Here is a 16,311-nt window from a genome sequence, read left to right as displayed (position 1 = left end):
GCCGGGTGCGGCGCTCAGCTGTTGGCCTTCCAGACCTGGCCCAGCTTGCACCGGCCGGAGGTGGCCCCGCCGTTGGGGTTCTTGATGAAGGTGCCGCTGACCGTGGCGGGCCGGGTCTGCCCGGCCGCCACCTGGACCGAGGAGATCTCCGCGGTGCCCACGTAGCCGCCGGACCCATCGGTGAACTGGACGGTGCCGTTGTACGTCGCCGTCCCCTGCGTATTGCCGTTGGTCACGCTCAGCCGGGCGCTCAGGGTGCCCGCCGCGTTGTCCACCTGGCAGTCGGTGATGCGGATGTCCGCCTCGGGCGGCGTGGTGGAGCCGGCGGTCGGCGAACCGACGGTGCTGCCGCTGCTGGTGGTGGTACCGGAGCTGCTGTAGCCACCGCTGCTGCTGTACCCGCCGCTGGAGCTGGAGCTGGAGCTGTGGCTGCTGCCGCAGCCGCCGCCGTGCGAGTGCCGGGCACCGGTCAGCGCGACGACCACCAGTGCGCACACGGTGACAGCGCGGACATGGCGAACCTTCATGACGATCTCTTCCCCCGAGTGAAACGGCCACCCACGAGGTGGCCGGAAACGCTCGCTCTTGACGAGCGCGCGTCAGGCTAGCAAGCAGCGGCACGGACGCCGAAATCCCGGCCGGCGGACGACCGACGGGCGAGTGTCAGTGGTGGATGTCAGGCTGAAATCACGCAGGATCCGCGAAGGGACTCGCCATGATCACTACTGACTTCGTACCGGGCTCCCCGTGCTGGCTGGATCTCGGCGCCCCCGACGTCGAGGTCGCGGCGGCCTTCTACCGAGCCGTGTTCGGCTGGCGGGCCGAACCGTACGGTGACCAGGGCGCCGGCGGATACACCCTCTTCCGGCTCGACGGGAAGGTGGCCGCCGCGGCCGGCCCGCTCCCCGCGGACCGTGCCCGCTCCGCCTGGACGCTCTACTTCCACACCCCCGACGCGGACGAGACGGTCAAGACGGTGGAGCAGGCAGGCGGCGCGGTCCTCTCACCACCGGCCGACGTCGGCGCGGACGACGGCCGGTTCGCCCGGCTCGCGGACCCGCAGGGCGCGGAGTTCGCCGTCTGGCAGCCCCAGCGGTATCCGGGCTTCGAAACCGCGGACGGCGCGGGCAGCCTGGGCTGGACCGAGCTCTACACCACGGACGCGGCCGCCGCGCAAACCTTCTACAAGACCGTCTTCGGCTGGGGCACCCAGGACATGCCCCTCCCGGGAGGCGGCGGCACCTACACCCTGCTGCGCCCCGCGAACTGCAGCGACGAGCGGATGCACGGCGGCCTCATGGGCGTCCCCACCGATCTGCTCGGCCCCGCGGGGAAGCCGTACTGGCATCCGGTGTTCGGCTCCAGGGACTGCGATGCCACCGTCGGCCTGGTGACGGGCAACGGCGGCACGCTGTCGATGGGCCCGGAGACCGCCGAGGGCGTCGGCCGGCTGGCGGTCTGCAACGACCCGTCCGGCGCGGAGTTCGTCATCCTCACACCCCAGGCAGCGCTCTGACGGCACCTCCTGCGAGACGCCGGCCGCCCACCGTCCCGCCCGCTTCCGGCCCGTCTGTCGTACCCCCCGCTTACACTGACTGCACCGAGGCTGAACAGGGGGCGGGATGAACACCGGTGTCAGCAGGCTGACCCTCGATCTGGCAGGCGCGTCGGACACCGACGCGGAGGAACTCCAGTCGCTCGCCGAGCAGTTGCGTCGTGCCCTGATGGAACTCGACGTCGAGGACGTGCAGTTGGCCCGCCGGAGCGCGGCGGCTCCCGAGGGCGCCAAGCCGGGCGAGGCCCTCGCGGTCGGAGCGCTCGTCGTCACCACCGCCCCGCTGCTCGTCCGCCAGGTGCTCCAACTCGTCGACACCTGGCTGCGCAACCGCCCGGTGCGCAGCGTCAAGGTCGAACTCGACGGCGCGTCCATCGAGTTGGGACACGCCTCCGCCGAGGACCAGCGCCGCCTGATCGACGCGTTCGTGGAGGCGAAGACCCGGCAGGCCGGGACTTCCCCGTCCGGGGAGTGAAAGGTGTCCGGTTTCCCGACCGGCCGCAGGGACGCACTGCTGATCGCCACGGGCAGGTACGAGAGCCCCGCGCTGAAACCACTGCGCTCGCCCCGCCAGGACTGCGAGGGCCTGGCCGCCGTCCTCCGTGACCCGGACATCGGCGGCTTCGCCGTCCAGCAGCTGGTGGACGGCGCCTCGTACGAGGTCAAGCGCGCGCTGGAGCAGTTCTTCCGCAACCGCGGCCGCGACGACCTGCTGCTGCTCCACCTCTCCTGCCACGGCATCAAGGACGACGAGGGCCATCTGTCCTTCGCCGCCCGCGACACCGACAAGGACCTGCCGGCTTCCACCGCGGTGCCGGCCGCCTTCCTGCACGACCAGATGGCGCGCTGCCGGGCCCGCACCATCGTCGTCCTGCTGGACTGCTGCTACAGCGGGGCGTTCCTGCCCGGCGCGAAGGGCGACGACTACGTGCAGGTCCGCGAGGAACTGGCCGGCCACGGCCGCGCCGTCCTCACCGCGACCAACCGCACCGAGTACGCCTGGGAGGGCGACCACCTGGAGGCCGCCGCGCCGCAGCCCTCCCGCTTCACCGGCGCCCTGATCGAGGGCCTGCGCAGCGGCGACGCGGATGCCGACCGGGACGGCCGGATCACGGTCACCGAGCTGTACGAGTACGTCTTCGAGTATCTGCACCACACCGGCGCGCGCCAGCGCCCCCAGATGTGGGCCGACCTGGAATACCGGGTCACTCTCGCCAGGACCGCCACCGCCCGAAGGACGTCGACCGCCGAAGCGGCCTCCGCCGCGGTCGGCGCCCCCGCCGCCGGAGGGGGCTTCGCCGCCCGCCCGCCCACGCCCGCCCCCACCTCCACGCCCGCCCCCGGCACCCCGGTCGAGGAACCGCCGCCGCAGGCCCAGGGACTGTTCGGGCGGCTCAAGGACGCGTTCAACGGGGTGGAGAGCGAGCCCCCCTCCGCTCCGCCGAGCTCCCGGCGCCCCCGCCGCGGCCAGGACTCCCTGATCAGGGTGGAGTTCCCGCTGATCGAAACGGCCCTGGGCACCCTCAAGGACGTCGATGTCGACACCGCCAAGGTCTGCGACCGCTGCCAGGGCGTAGGTGCGGCCGCCGGTACCCCCGTGTACCCGTGCGAGCGCTGCGGCGGTACCGGGGACTTCGGAGAGGTGTCGGCCATCGGCGAAGCCGCCCCGTGTTCCGCCTGTAACGGAGACGCCGTGCGCATCCTGTCACCGTGTCAGGGGTGCAGCGGCGCGGGGAGGGTGCGCTTCCGGCGGGCCATCACCATCAAGGTTCCCGGGGGCGTCGACCACGGCACCCGGATCCAGCTCGCCGGCGAGGGCGAGGTCGGCCCGGGCGGTGGCCCGCCCGGCGACCTGTACCTGGAGGTCGTCGAACTCCCGCACCCGGAGCTGGTACGCCGTGGCGACGACCTGCACCTGACCCGGCGACTCACCCGCTCACAGGCGCGCCGCGGCTGCACGATCCCGGTACCGACCCTCGAGGGCTCCAAGTCCGTCCGCGTCCCGGCCGAGACACGCTCGGGCCTGACCCTGCGGCTCGCCGGACACGGCACGATGCACCTGCGCGGCGGCGGTCGCGGAGACCTCCTGGTCCACCTCGAAATAGGCGACAAAAGCAACGGTCGCCCCGCAGCCGGCCGCTAGGGCCTGTCCGATGGGTCAGACCTCCGGAGAGAGGCCGGGCGGCGCCCCCGCCCCCGCACCCCGCCGCTCACACCCGCACGCGCTGCCAGTGGCCCCGCTGCAGCCACTCGCCGTCGTCCTGCGCCCAGCTCGTGACGAGGGCGGCGACCTCGTCGTGCCCCTTCATGGCGTAGGGCGGTGCGACGACGGTGCGGAAGTGCTGGTCGGGGCCGCCGTCGCGGTACTCCACGAGGCAGCTCCCGTCCTCCGCGAGGTGGGCCTGGATGTAGTGCTGCTCCGGATCGCGGCCGTCCGCACGTTCCACGATGAGGAACGGAAACCTCAGGTTCAGCTCGCTGAGCAGGTCGTACAGCATCACCGGGTCGGGGCTGTCGTGCACGGTCCCGTCGGCGGTGAGGGCGCGGGTGGCGGTCACGAGGTCTCCTCGGGGCGCAGCACCGACCGCTCGGCCAACGCGGCGAGGTCGTCCCCGGTCGTCTGCCGGGAACCGTCCGGCCCGTGCACCGACAGGTCGGTCCCGCACTCGGCCCGGAAGACGGCACCGAGGCGGTTCTCCCACTCGACGACGCTGCCGGGGGAGCCGGGCAGGAGGGACAGCTCGTGCCGCAGCACGTCCAGGGTCGCCAGGCCGCGGTCCGGGCCCTCGCTGTGGCTCCCGGTGCGCTCGTTGCGGTAGCGCATGCGCAGGAAGGGGACCGGGTCGCGGCGCAGCCGCGTCGGCTGGAGGCCCCGGTCGAACTGGTGGCGTGCCTCCGCGAGCGTCTCGGTGCCGGAGAACTCCTGGCGCCAGCCGGGGAAGAGGGCCACCGTCGCCTTGTGCAGGTCGGTGTCCTCCTGCCCGTGGTACTCGTGCACCTCGGGCCCGACGGCGGCGACCGTGTCGAAGTCCCACCCGGGGCAGGCGAGCCCTTCCAGCACCACGAGCGGACGCTCGCTGTCCAGTACCCGCGGCGCGTGGTCGCGGGCCAGCTCCAGCACGGCGCGGGCCAGCGCCGGGTCGTACTCGCCCATGACGCGCATCTCCAGGACGCGGTCCCCCGCGACCACGGCGTCGAACGAGAAGATCATGCGTGACCAGTGCCAGGCGTCCGGCACGCCGGGTACGGGCTCGGCGCCGGGCTGGCCCGCCAGCTTCGACGTCAGGTCCATGGTGGGTGGCTCCTCTGAAGTGGGGGCCTGCTCAGGTGCAGGAGTAGTTCGGGCCGGTGTCCTGGCGGTAGGTGGAGGACATCTTGCCTCCGCCACTGGAATTGTCCTTGCGGGACATGGGCTCCATGTTATTGGCGTCGTTGTAGAAGTCCATGCGGGTCGGTCGGTCGGAGTTGTAGCCCGTCTGGTTCCAGTGGTCGACGACCGGGTGGAGGTGCTCGTAGGTGAGCTGGTCCTTGCCGCCGGGCACCGGTTCGCCCTTGGAGTTGAACCAGGTCAGCTGGTCCCGCGGGATGCGCTGGCCGGCCTGCGGGTGGCCGGCGGGGAAGTGCGGCACGCCGCCCTGCGTCTGGCCCTCGACCGTCCACTTGGCCGTCATGGCGTCGTGGGTCGACTGCCGGTAACTGCTGGGGTATTCGGTGTCGCGGTTGTGGGTGGCAGGGCCGTTCGGGTTCGGGAGGAAGCGGCCGTTCGGCCCCCGCTGCGGCGCCAGCCCCAGGGGGTCGGCGACGGTGAACGGGTTGTCGACGTAGGCGTAGTGGTTGGGTGCCGCCACCAGCCCCAGCGGGTCGGGGGTGAGGTAGCGGGCGGTCTCGGGGTCGTAGTGGCGGAAGTAGTTGTAGTTCCACCCGGTCTCGGCGTCGGCGTACTGGCCGGGGAACCGCAGGGGGCAGGCGTCCCCGGTTCCCTCGTCGACCGGTACGCCCCAGGCGGTGGTGCGCAGCCGCCAGGTGATCTCCCCGTCGGGCGTGACGAGTTCGGTCGGGGCGCCCGAGACGTCGGTGACCACGGTGTGGAAGGCGCGGCGGCCCCCGGCGTGCACGACGGTCTGGGTGAGCGGGCGGTGGGTGCCGGAGTGGTAGTCCCACGCGGTGGCGGTGCCGTCCGAGGTCACCTGCTCCGCGAGCCGGGTGCCGTCCCAGACGAAACGGATCTCCTCGGCCGGGTGCCCCGCTCCGTCGAGGCGGCGCTTGGCGGTGCGCCGCCCCGCGGTGTCGTACTCGTACGTCCAGTGCGTGCCGTCGGCCAGCACGGCGTCCGTGAGCTGGTCCGCGGTGTTCCAGGTGAAACTGGCGGTGCGGGTCTGGCCGTTGAGGAGGCGTGTGGTGCGGCGCACCAGCCGGCCGTCCTCGTCGTACGTGTAGGTGTGGCGTCCGTGCCGTTCCAGGCGGTTGCCGGTGAACGTGCGCTCCGTGTCGGCCGCCCCGTCGCCCGGGGTGTCGGCGTGGGTGAGGTTGCCGGCGCTGTCGTAGGCGTAGGTCTCGCTCCAGCCCTGGGCGCGCACCGCGGTGACCCGGCCGTCCGGGTCGAGTTCGAAGCTGCGGGTACCGCCCGCCGAGTCCGTGATGCCGCGGAGGTGGCCGTCGGAGCGGTAGGCGTAGGCGCGGTGCTGAAGGGTGTCGGCGCCGCGGGTGACGGCCTGGGAGCTGAGCCGGCCCGCGGCGTCCCACTCCTGCGCCAGGACGAGACCGGGGCCGATGAGCCGCCGCACCTCCCGGTCGGCGTCGTCGAAGGTGAAGTCCACCCGGTCGCCCCCGACGTCGAGGGCGGCCGGCCGGCCCGCGGCGTCGTACGACCACGTGGAGAGCACCCCGCTCGGGGTGCGCCGGCTGGTGCGCCGCCCCAGCGCGTCGTACGTCCACGTCGTGGTGCGGCCGTCGATGTCCTCGGAGACCTTGCGCCCGAGGGCGTCGTAGGTCTGGGTGACGGTGGTGGTGGCGTTGGCGGACCGCAGCAGGCAGCCGGCCGCGTCGTACGCGAAGGTGGCGATGCCGTCGGCCGAGTGCTCCTCGACGGTGCGGCCCAGCTCGTCGCGGACGAACACCGTGGTCCGGCCCGCGGCGCCGGTGCGGGCGGCGAGTTCACCGGTGGGGTCGGGCCGGTACGCGACGGACCGGCCCTGGAAGTCGCTCTCCCCGACGAGGTGGCCGACCGCGTCGTACTCGTAGTCCCAGGTGTGGCCGCGCGGGTCGGTGACGGTGGTGAGCCGCAGCTCGGTGTCGTGCGCGAAGGTGTGGGTGGTCCCGTCGGGGGTGGTGCGGGTGACGGGTGTGCCGAAGTGGGTGTACGTGTACCGGGACACCAGGCCCAGGCGGTCGGTGTGGGCCACCAGGTTGCCCTCGCCGTCCCACTCCCACGTCTCGGTCGCCCCGTCGGCGTACTCCCGCCACGCCGGCTTGCCCTCTGCGGTCCAGCCGAAGCGCTCGGTGCGCCCGCCGGCGTCGGTGAAGGCACTGACCCGGCCGAACGCGTCGCGCGCGACGACGGTGGTGTGGCCCAGCGGATCGGTGACCGCCAGCGGCAGGCCGGCCGGATCGCTCGCCACCCTGCGGGTGTGGCCCAGGGCGTCGGTGACCGCGGACAGCCGGCCCTGCTCGTAGGCGAAGGCGGTGACGGCGCCGGCCGGGTCCGTGGTGCGGATCTGGTTGCCGCGGGCGTCGTACTCGTGCCGCCAGGTCGCGCCGTCCACCTCGACGATCTCGACGGGCAGGCCCAGCGCGTTGTAGGCGGCGCGGGTCGTGCGGCCGTCCGGGCGGGTGACGGCGGTGAGGTTGCCGTCGTCGTCGTAGCCGTAGCTGCTGGTGTGCCCGAGCTCGTCGGTGACCGAGGCGAGCAGGTCCGGGCCGGTCCAGGTGCGGTGCGTGCGGTGGCCCTCGGCGTCGGTCCAGCCGGTGAGGCGCCGCTGCTCGTCGTAGTGGTAAACGGTGGTGCGACCGAGGGAGTTGGTGTAGCTGTTGGCGCGGTTGAGACGGTCGTAGGAGAGCGTGCAGGAGAGGTAGCCGTCCGAGCCGGTGCCCCGTACGCAGCGGTCCGCGCCGTCGTACTCCCAGCGGTACCAGCCGCCGTTGCGGTCGACGCGCTCGACGACGCGGCCCGACTCGTCGTACGCGAACTGCGTGGTGTGGCCGAGCGCGTCGGTGACCCCGGTGAGGCGGCCGTCGTCGTAGCCGTAGCGCCGCAGCACCGTGCCGGCCTCGCCGTCCTCGGTGCCGAGGAGGCGGAGTGCCACGACGCGGCCGCCGTCGGTGTCGACGGCGATGCGGTAGCCGCCGCTGTGCCGGATCTCGAACGGGGTGCCGTCGTCATCGCGCCAGATGTCGACCCGGTGGCCGTTGCGGTCGGATAACGCCTGGAGGGGGAGGGTGATCCGGCCGGCCGCGGCGTCCGCCGGGGTCACCGAGGCCGGCAGGAAGTGCAGGGTGTGCCCGGTACCGCGGTCGGTGACGAGGATCTCCCCGGCCGGCGTCCCGTCCCAGCGCAGCTCCCGGTGGGGGCCGTGGTGGGGGAGGACGGCGGCGTCCGGGGCCGGTACGTCGTAGGAGAGCAGCATGCCGTCGGCGGTGGCGAGGACGAGGCCCCGCTTGTCGGCCTCCAGGCGCTGGTCCAGGGTGGAGGCCCAGGAACCGCCGAACCACTGGCCGCACCGGTAGGACGACAGGTGGGTGCGCTCGACGACGAGATCGAGCAGGCCGGGCAGGCGCACGTCGGTCTCGGTGAGGATCATCTCGCCCGACACCAGGTCGATGGGGTCGCCGCCCTTGCAGCGGCCGCCCGCGGGCTTGGACGATCCCAGCCCGTCCCGGTTCACCCCGTCCCGCAGTGAGGGGTCGGAGGAATCCGGCCGGCCGGAACCCGGGCCCTTCAAGGGGCCCTTGGGGCCGCCGCCCTCCGGCCCGGACGAGGGGTGCGGTGACGAGGAGGGGGAGGTGTGCGGGGCCTTGGGCGTGTCACCGTGCCGGCCCTTGAGTATGTCGTCCAGGTGCGACGCGTGCTTGGCGTCGGTCTCGGCGTGGTTCTTCGCCACCTGCCGCAGGCGGTCGCCGGTGTCGTGGTAGAGGTTCTTGACGGCCTTGCCGGCGTCCTCGCCGAGCGTTCTGCCGAGCCGCAGGGCGCCGTCCTCCAGCGCCTTGACGATACGGTTCGTCACGCGAAACTCACCCCGCTCAGCTTGCTCTTGAAGTCCTCGGCGTGCGCCGCCACCGTCTCGGCGTGCTTGCTCAGCGCCTGCGAGCGTGCGTGCAGTTCCTCGGGGTGGACGGAGAAGTGCTCTCCCGCGCCACCGCCGGCGGGGACGCCCAGGGCCTTGGCGGTGTTCTGGAAGACGAGCCCGCTCACCGCCTTGCCCACCACTTCGACGAGCGGGGTGATGGCGGCCTCGATCACCTGGCCGATGACGTACTGCTCCAGCTGCTGTTCCAGATAGCTCGTCGCCTTGCGGGCCGCCGCGATGATGCCGGCCTCCGCGACCTCGGCGAGCCCGAAGGTGAAGGCCGCGGCGGCCTGGTCCGCGATGAACGTCAGGGCCAGCGCCACGAGTTCACCGATGGCCGCCGCCTTCATGCCCACGATGACTCCGGCCGCGGCGTCCAGGGCGGTCGCCACCGTGTGGCACGCGGTCACCAGTTCATTCATGTGACCCGACGACATCTGGCCCCACTTGGCCATCAGGGCGTCGTAGGAGGCCCCCTGGTAGATCTCGGACAGCTGCTCCACCGACGAGGTGGCGTCCTGGTGGCTCTGCTGGACGTTGTTCCCGAAGTCCCTGACGTGATCGGCGAATTCGCGGACCTTGTCCTCGTTGACGTTCGGCCAGTGGACGCCGATGAAGTCGAGGAACGACACCACCGCGTCGGGTAGTTCGAGTGCCACGGGTCCCCCCGGATGAGATCTCGTCAGCCCCGTCGTTGAAACGTAGCGCCACGGATCAAAGGGGAGGTCATCGGATAGTCAGGTTTCGTCCAGGGTCGCGTCTTTGCCCTGGCCGACTCGGGGCCCCCTTGCCGGAGGAGGATGCGGAGATCACCACCCTCCGCGCTGCCTCACGCGCTGACCTCGCCGGAGCTCAGTGCACGAAGAGCTCGGCGAATACGAGGGCGACGGGGAGGCCCACGAGCCCGGCAGCCATGAGCCAGCCGATCCTCTGTGACGACTTGGCGGCCACCTTGCGGCAGAACCAGGCAGCGGGCCCCAGGTAGACCACGAGGAAAAAGACGACAACGAAACCGGCCCCTGAACCCATCAGTTCCTACCTTCTGCCCGCCACCCACACGCGTCGCCATGTCGCCCTGATGCGGGGCGAGCGTGATTGCTCCGCTGTCGAACGACCCCGACACCGGGAGCGTTCCCGGGAACACCGCTACCCAGAAGCCCCAGAAATGCCGTCAGCCCCCTTCCGTCCCGCGTCGGTGCGGGTCAGAAGGGGGCTGGCGGTACGCGGTTCGTCAGATGTCGCGGAAGATCTCGATCTGGGCTCCGATGGAGTTCAGGCGTTCTGCCAGGTCCTCGTAGCCGCGGTTGATGACGTAGACGTTGCGCAGGACGGAGGTGCCCTCGGCGGCCATCATGGCGAGGAGGACGACGACCGCGGGGCGCAGGGCCGGGGGGCACATCATTTCCGAGGAGCGCCAGCGGGTGGGGCCGTCGACCAGGACGCGGTGCGGGTCGAGCAGTTTGACCTGGGCGCCGAGGCGGTTGAGGTCCGTGAGGTAGATGGCGCGGTTGTCGTAGACCCAGTCGTGGATGAGGGTCTGGCCCTGGGCGCTGCCCGCGATGGCCGCGAAGAAGGGGACGTTGTCGATGTTGAGGCCCGGGAAGGGCATGGGGTGGATCTTGTCGAGGGGGGCCTGGAGTTTGGAGGGGCGGACGGTCAGGTCGATCAGCCGGGTGCGGCCGTTGTCGGCGGCGTACTCCGTGCTGCGCTCGTGGTCCAGGCCCATCTCCTCCAGGACGGCCAGCTCGATCTCCAGGAACTCCACCGGTACGCGGCGGATCGTCAGTTCGGACTCGGTGACAACTGCCGCAGCCAGCAGGCTCATTGCCTCGACCGGGTCCTCGGAGGGCGCGAAGTCCACATCGCGTTCGATGTGTGCGGCGCCGTGGACGGTGAGGGTGGTGGTGCCGATGCCGTCGACGCGTACGCCCAGCTCCTCCAGGAAGAAGCACAGGTCCTGGACCATGTAGTTGGAGGAGGCGTTGCGGATGACGGTGACGCCGTCGTGCCGGGCGGCGGCCAGCAGCGCGTTCTCGGTGACGGTGTCGCCGCGTTCGGTCAGCACGATCGCGCGCTTGGGGGAGACCTCGCGGTCGACCTCGGCGAGGTAGGTGCCGTCGGTCGCGGTGATCTCCAGACCGAAGTGGCGCAGTGCCGTCATGTGCGGGGTCACGGTCCGGGTGCCGAGGTCGCAACCGCCCGCGTACGGCAGCTTGAAGTGGTCCATCCGGTGCAGCAGCGGACCGAGGAACATGATGACGCTGCGGGTGCGGCGGGCCGCCTCGGTGTCCATCGAGTCGAGGTCGAGCTCCGCGGGCGGGACGATCTCCAGGTCGTTGCCGTCGTTGATCCAGCGGGTGCGGACGCCGATGCTGCCCAGCACTTCGAGGATGCGGTAGACCTCTTCGATGCGGGCCACCCGGCGCAGGGTGGTGCGCCCCGCGTTCAGCAGCGTGGCGCACAGCAGCGCGACACAGGCGTTCTTGCTCGTCTTCACGTCGATGCTGCCCGACAGGCGCCGGCCGCCGACGACCCGCAGATGCATCGGCCCGGCATAGCCGAGGGACACGATCTCGCTGTCGAGTGCCTCACCGATTCGGGCGATCATCTCAAGGCTGATGTTTTGATTCCCGCGCTCGATGCGGTTGACGGCGCTCTGGCTGGTGCCCAGCGCCTCCGCGAGTTGGGATTGCGTCCAGCCACGGTGCTGGCGCGCGTCGCGGATGAGTCGGCCGATGCGTACGAGGTAGTCGTCTGCCATGCGGCGACCGTATCTCAGATATGAGATGGGTGCGCAATTGCCGGCAACCGGGTTGTTCTCCTACTATGCGAACAACTGAGAGGTGGTCACCCGGCTCATGAAGAGTTCTCCGCACCCCGCTCCACGGTCAACCGGCCGTCTGCGGCAGCTGATTGCCGCCGTCCCGTTCCTCGCCGCGCTTGCGGCGACGGTCGTGGTCTATGTATCGGTTTCCGCCCGTTTGCCCGATCCGCTCGCCACGCATTTCGGCGCGGATGGGCGAGCCAACGGGTTCACCTCCCCGCAGGGCTTTCTGACGGGATGCCTCGCCGTGCTCCTCGTGCTCGGCATCGGCTTCGGTCTGCCGGCCGGGCTGCGGGAGCCCTCGGCCGGCACGCCCTGGCTGATCGCCGGCGGCTTCGCCACGGCCGCCGCGCTCGGTTATCTCATATGTCTGACCCTGCTCGGCAACGCCGGTGCCCCCGACGGCGCGGCCGTCCGGCTGCCGCTGTGGCAGATGGCCGTGGCGCTCGGGCTCGCCGTGCCGGCCGGCGCGCTGGGGCGGTTGCTGGCCGGGCCCGCGCCCCGTCCCACCGAGCAGGCCGAGGGCGAGGCACCCCGGCTCGACCTTCCGGGTGCGACGGCCGCCGGCTGGTCACGCACCATCAGTTCACCGCCGCTGGTCGCGCTGGGCGTCCTGGTGTGCGGTGGCGGGCTCGTCAGCATCCTCGGCGGCGAGGTGCTCGCCGGCGTCATGCTCCTGCTGACCGGGGCGGTGGCCGTCGCCGTCACCTCCGTCCGGGTGACCGTCGACCGCCGGGGACTGACCCTGGCGCCTACGCTGCTGTCCGCCTCCCGGATCCGCTTCCGGCGCATCGCACCGGACCGGGTGGCCGAGGCCACCAGCCGCCGGATCGACGTCTTCGCGGAGTTCGGCGGCTGGGGCTACCGCGTCCGGCCGGAGCGCAGCGGCCTCGTCCTGCGCTCCGGCGACGGCCTCGTGCTGCGGCTCACCGGCAGCCGCCGCTTCATGGTGACGGTCGACGACGCGGCGACCGCCGCCGCACTGCTCAACACGTATGCGGACCGCGCGCGTACGCGGCAAGGAGGCTGACGTGCTCTTCCGGGTCGATCCCGGGTCGTCCGTACCGCTCGGCGACCAGATCGCGGCGTCGGTCCGCGGGGCCATCGCCGACGGCACGGTGCACACCGGGGAGCGGCTGCCGGCCGCCCGTGAACTCGCCGCGTCCCTCGGTGTGAATGTGCACACCGTGCTCCGCGGCTACCAGCGCCTCAAGGAGGAGGGCCTGATCGAGCTCCGCCGCGGGCGCGGCGCGGTGGTCACCGGCGCGGCCTCCCCGGCCCGCGCCCGCCTGGGCGAGACGGCCGAGCGGCTGATCGCGGAGGCCCGCCACCTGGGGCTGTCCGACGAGGAGATCGTGACGGTCGTACGGCTGGGGCTGGCCGGGCGCTGACCGGCGGCGCCGTGCGCCCCGTACCGTCCGTGTCAGTCCGGCGCGCGCAGACCGCGTACCTGGGGCGAGAGCAGCGCGGCGGCCGAGGCCAGCACGATCAGCGCCGCGCAGCCGGCCAGCGCGTGGCCGACGCCGATCCGCGCCGCGACCGGCCCGGCGACCAGCAGTCCGAGCGGCGCGAAGGCCAGGGAGCCGAACCAGTCGTACGAGCTGACGCGGGAGAGCGCCTCCTCCGGGACCTCCCGCTGGACGGTGGTCGCCCACAGCACGCCGAAGATGTCGGAGGCGACGCCCGCACCGCACATGGCCAGCGCGATCAGCGGCACCGGCGCGCGCGCCGCGAGCAGCGCGAGCGGCGCGGCGAGCGGGAACGTGGCGACCACGGCGACGAGTACCGGCCGGCGGACCCGGATGCGGGCGGCCAGCCCGGCGCCCGCCACGGTGCCCAGCGCCTGCGCGGCGACGATCAGGGACCAGGCGCGCGCCCCGCCCAGATCGCGTTCGGCCGCCAGCGGACCGAGCACCCCGGCGTTGGCATTGAGCGCGGCGACCACCACCGCGTACTGCGCCACCACCACCCACAGCCACTGGCGTCCGCTGAACTCCCGCCAGCCGTCGCGGAGTTCGGTCCACCCCGACGTCCCCGTACGGGCCCGCGGGGGCAGCCGGAGACCTCGGATGAGGGCCGCGCTCACCAGGAACGACGCGGCGTTGAGGGCCAGCGCCCAGCCGGCGCCGACGAGTGCGACGGTCACCCCGGAGAGCGCCAGCCCCAGCAGCATCGCGCCGTTCATCCCGACCCGCAGCAGCCCGTTCGCCTGCTGGAGCCGTCCGGCGGACACCAGGAGCGGAACGACGCCGTCCATCGCGGGGGAGAACAGCGCGGTGGCGGTGCCCGCGAGCACCGCCAGCAGACAGAGTGCCGACAGCGGCGCGTGCCCCGTCAGCACCATCGCGGCGAGCCCCGCGTAGGCGGCGGCGCCGACGAGATCGGCGACCACCATCAGCCGGGAGCGGGACATCCGGTCCGCGATCACCCCGCCGACGAGGACGAACGCCAGCTGTGGCACCGCCTGACACGCCAGCACCAGCGACAGCTGCCCCGGTCCGGCTCCCGGCAGCGCCAGCACCGCGAAGGACAACGCGACCCGGGCGAAGCCGTTCCCGAGGACGGAGAGGGTGCGGGCGGCGGCGAGCAGCACGAACCGGCGTTCGCGCCAGAGGCCGGGCGGGGCCGCGGACGGCGGGGGAGGCGTCCGGGACGAGGACGAGGACGAGGATGGGGAGGGGGGTGGGGACGGGGATGACGAGGACGGGGAGGCGGGCGCGGGTTCCGGTAAGGCCGTCACGGCCGTCAGCGTAGGAGCCGGTGCGTCGGTCGGCCAGACCGTGCCGGGGCGGTGGCCGCGGGCCGCGACCGGGCGGCAGCCGTCGTGGAGCGTTGGCCTAGATTGACCGGGTGACCAAGCGCCCTTCCCCCGACGCCTCCCCCCGCCCCCGCCTCCTCGCCCGCCCCCGCGCCCTCGCGCTCGGCGCCGTGCCCGCCGTCGCCCTGCTGGCCGTCGCGGCATTCGCGCCGCTGCCGTACTCCGTCGCGCAGCCCGGGCAGACCACCGACGTGCTCGGGGTGTACCGCGGCACCGAGGTCATCTCCGTCAGCGGCGCTCCGGTGCGCAGGACGAAGGGTCAGCTGCGGATGGCGGCGATCCGGGCCACCGGGCCGCATGTCGGTGCGAGCCTGGGGGAGTTGGCGGACGGCTGGTTCCGTACCGACCGTGCCGTGATGCCCAGGGAAGCGGTGTTCCCGTCCGGCAAGTCCGACGAGGCGGTCGCGCGGCACAACACCACCCAGATGAAGTCCTCGCAGCACGCCGCCACTTCGGCCGCGCTCCGGCTGCTGAAGCAGGACCCGCGGCGGGTGAAGGTGAAGCTGACGCTCGACGACGTGGGCGGCCCCAGCGCCGGCCTGATGTTCTCGCTCGGCATCGTCGACAAGCTGGCCGGCGACGGCAGCGGCGGCGATCTCACCGGCGGCCGCACCATCGCCGGGACGGGGACGATCGACGCCGACGGGACGGTCGGCCCGGTCGGCGGGGCGGCGCTGAAGACCCGGGCGGCCGAGCGGGACGGGGCGAGCGTCTTCCTCGTGCCGAAGGCGGAGTGCGCGCAGGTGCAGCCCGCCCCGGCGGGACTGCGGCTGGTGCCCGTCTCCACCCTCCGGGACGCGGTCCACGCCCTGCGCGCGCTGGCCGGGGGCGGCCGGGTCCCCAGCTGCTGACGAACCCGGGCCGGCCGCTCGCCCGTTGGCCGCCTCGTGCCCGCCCGCGGTGGCTCACTCGTCGAGGATCGTGAGGTCCACCCGACGCAGCCGCGCCGGGTCGGCCAGGATGTTGATCTCGACGATCCTGCCGTGCGCGACGGTGAAGCCCATCACCGAGAACGGCTGCCCGTCCTGCGTGGTGACCAGCCCCGGGCCGCCGTTGACCAGCGCCGGCCGCCCCGCCAGGGCGAACCGGGAGAAGGTCAGCGCCTGTTCGGCCACCGCCCGCGCCCCGCGCACCAGCTTGGTCAGCCCACCGGACGCGGCCCCGGCGTCGGCGCGCAGCAGCACGTCCGGGTCGAGGACCGCGAGCAGGGCCTCGAAGTCCCCGCCGCGCGAGGCGGCGAGGAAGGCGTCGACGACCTCCCGCCGGCGCGCCGGATCGGGGTCCGAGGCCGGGACGTTGCCCTGGACGCGGCGACGGGCCCGGCTGGCGAGCTGGCGGGCGGCGGCCGGTGTGCGGTCGACGATCGGCGCGATCTCGTCGAAGGGCATCGCGAACATGTCGTGCAGGACGAACGCGAGCCGTTCGGCGGGGGACAGCGTCTCCAGGACGACGAGCAGCGCCAGCCCGACCGAGTCGGCCAGCAGCGCCTGGTGCTCCGGGTCGGCAGGGTCCGCACGGAGCACCACCGGTTCGGGCACCCGCACCTCGAGCGGGTCCTCGCGCCGGGCCTTGCGCATCCGCAACTGGTCCAGGCACACCCGGCCGACGACCGTCGTCAGCCAGCCGCCCAGGTTCTCCACCTCGTCCGCACCGGACCGGTTCAGCCGCAGCCAGGCTTCCTGGACGGCGTCCTCGGCCTCGCTGAGCGAACCCAGCATCCGGTAGGCCACCGCCCGCAGATGGCTCCGGTTCTCCTCGAACCTCTCCGCCAGCCACTCGTGGTCGTTCATGTCTCTCCTGCTCCCCGTCGAGGTCCGTCACGGTATTGACG

The 16,311-nt window shown here is 72.6% G+C and carries 14 protein-coding genes; 6 read left to right on the top strand and 8 right to left on the bottom strand.

The genetic code is table 11. The features are described from left to right. Positions 1–14: 14 nt before the first annotated feature. On the bottom strand, positions 15–527 hold the full coding sequence (locus OO62_RS39065; protein ID WP_051733495.1) for a hypothetical protein: 513 nt from the start codon (positions 525–527) through the stop codon (positions 15–17). A 188-nt stretch (positions 528–715) separates the two neighbouring features. On the opposite strand from OO62_RS39065, the gene OO62_RS21570 reads away from it, so the two are divergent. The 3 genes from OO62_RS21570 (at position 716) to OO62_RS41375 (ending at position 3,698) form a co-directional block, all read left to right on the top strand. Then, positions 716–1,516 (top strand): VOC family protein, encoded by an 801-nt coding sequence (locus tag OO62_RS21570; RefSeq protein WP_033269154.1) that lies wholly within the window; start codon positions 716–718, stop codon positions 1,514–1,516. Between the two features lie 106 nt (positions 1,517–1,622). Next, the gene (locus OO62_RS21565) at positions 1,623–2,030 is read left to right on the top strand and encodes a hypothetical protein (RefSeq protein ID WP_033269153.1); all 408 of its coding nucleotides are present in this window, start codon (positions 1,623–1,625) and stop codon (positions 2,028–2,030) included. Between the two features lie 3 nt (positions 2,031–2,033). Beyond that, entirely contained in the window at positions 2,034–3,698 is a 1,665-nt protein-coding gene (locus OO62_RS41375; protein WP_051733494.1) for a caspase, EACC1-associated type, read from the top strand. 67 nt (positions 3,699–3,765) lie between these two features. On the opposite strand, the gene OO62_RS21550 is transcribed toward OO62_RS41375, so the two are convergent. The 5 genes from OO62_RS21550 to OO62_RS21530 all read right to left on the bottom strand — a co-directional run bounded on the left by OO62_RS21550 (position 3,766) and on the right by OO62_RS21530 (position 11,599). Beyond that, positions 3,766–4,113, bottom strand: a complete 348-nt coding sequence (locus OO62_RS21550) for a hypothetical protein (protein WP_033269152.1) — start codon at positions 4,111–4,113, stop codon at positions 3,766–3,768. After that, on the bottom strand, positions 4,110–4,847 hold the full coding sequence (locus OO62_RS21545) for a hypothetical protein (RefSeq protein WP_051733493.1): 738 nt from the start codon (positions 4,845–4,847) through the stop codon (positions 4,110–4,112). Before OO62_RS21545 ends, OO62_RS21550 begins: the two co-directional genes overlap by 4 nt. Positions 4,848–4,878: 31 nt before the next feature. After that, the gene (locus OO62_RS21540; protein ID WP_051733492.1) at positions 4,879–8,775 is read right to left on the bottom strand and encodes a DUF6531 domain-containing protein; all 3,897 of its coding nucleotides are present in this window, start codon (positions 8,773–8,775) and stop codon (positions 4,879–4,881) included. Then, positions 8,772–9,497 (bottom strand): WXG100-like domain-containing protein, encoded by a 726-nt coding sequence (locus tag OO62_RS21535; RefSeq protein WP_033269151.1) that lies wholly within the window; start codon positions 9,495–9,497, stop codon positions 8,772–8,774. The genes OO62_RS21540 and OO62_RS21535 overlap by 4 nt, the downstream gene beginning before the upstream one ends. A gap of 572 nt (positions 9,498–10,069) precedes the next feature. After that, complete coding sequence (locus tag OO62_RS21530; protein ID WP_033269150.1) at positions 10,070–11,599, bottom strand: helix-turn-helix domain-containing protein; 1,530 nt, start codon at positions 11,597–11,599, stop codon at positions 10,070–10,072. A gap of 97 nt (positions 11,600–11,696) precedes the next feature. On the opposite strand from OO62_RS21530, the gene OO62_RS21525 reads away from it, so the two are divergent. Continuing rightward, a complete protein-coding gene (locus tag OO62_RS21525; RefSeq protein WP_033269203.1) occupies positions 11,697–12,692 on the top strand; it encodes a DUF1648 domain-containing protein in 996 nt (331 codons plus the stop codon). Between the two features lies 1 nt (position 12,693). After that, the gene (locus tag OO62_RS21520) at positions 12,694–13,053 is read left to right on the top strand and encodes a GntR family transcriptional regulator (RefSeq protein ID WP_033269149.1); all 360 of its coding nucleotides are present in this window, start codon (positions 12,694–12,696) and stop codon (positions 13,051–13,053) included. Positions 13,054–13,085: 32 nt separating this feature from the next. Here the strand turns inward: OO62_RS21520 and OO62_RS21515 are convergent, their stop codons facing one another. After that, the gene (locus OO62_RS21515; protein WP_206738436.1) at positions 13,086–14,402 is read right to left on the bottom strand and encodes an MFS transporter; all 1,317 of its coding nucleotides are present in this window, start codon (positions 14,400–14,402) and stop codon (positions 13,086–13,088) included. A gap of 110 nt (positions 14,403–14,512) precedes the next feature. Between OO62_RS21515 and OO62_RS21510 the strand changes: the two genes are divergently transcribed. Beyond that, positions 14,513–15,331 (top strand): S16 family serine protease, encoded by an 819-nt coding sequence (locus OO62_RS21510; RefSeq protein ID WP_033269148.1) that lies wholly within the window; start codon positions 14,513–14,515, stop codon positions 15,329–15,331. Positions 15,332–15,385: 54 nt separating this feature from the next. Here OO62_RS21510 and sigJ read toward each other — a convergent pair whose 3' ends face one another. Continuing rightward, positions 15,386–16,270 (bottom strand): RNA polymerase sigma factor SigJ, encoded by an 885-nt coding sequence (sigJ, locus tag OO62_RS21505; RefSeq protein WP_033269147.1) that lies wholly within the window; start codon positions 16,268–16,270, stop codon positions 15,386–15,388. Positions 16,271–16,311 lie beyond the last annotated feature (41 nt).

Origin of the sequence: Streptomyces lydicus (assembly GCF_000717345.1) — a bacterium.
In the GTDB taxonomy this organism is placed as follows: Bacteria; Actinomycetota; Actinomycetes; order Streptomycetales; family Streptomycetaceae; genus Streptomyces; species Streptomyces lydicus.
This window is presented reverse-complemented; position numbering and strand designations above follow the sequence as displayed.

What these genes read in the sequence shown, in the direction of transcription:
- sigJ (WP_033269147.1), bottom strand. Translation starts at nt 16,270, where the DNA reads ATGAACGACCACGAGTGGCTGGCGGAGAGGTTCGAGGAGAACCGGAGC.
- OO62_RS21525 (WP_033269203.1), top strand. Translation starts at nt 11,697, where the DNA reads ATGAAGAGTTCTCCGCACCCCGCTCCACGGTCAACCGGCCGTCTGCGG.
- OO62_RS21565 (WP_033269153.1), top strand. Translation starts at nt 1,623, where the DNA reads ATGAACACCGGTGTCAGCAGGCTGACCCTCGATCTGGCAGGCGCGTCG.
- OO62_RS21545 (WP_051733493.1), bottom strand. Translation starts at nt 4,847, where the DNA reads ATGGACCTGACGTCGAAGCTGGCGGGCCAGCCCGGCGCCGAGCCCGTA.
- OO62_RS21570 (WP_033269154.1), top strand. Translation starts at nt 716, where the DNA reads ATGATCACTACTGACTTCGTACCGGGCTCCCCGTGCTGGCTGGATCTC.
- OO62_RS39065 (WP_051733495.1), bottom strand. Translation starts at nt 527, where the DNA reads ATGAAGGTTCGCCATGTCCGCGCTGTCACCGTGTGCGCACTGGTGGTC.
- OO62_RS21530 (WP_033269150.1), bottom strand. Translation starts at nt 11,599, where the DNA reads ATGGCAGACGACTACCTCGTACGCATCGGCCGACTCATCCGCGACGCG.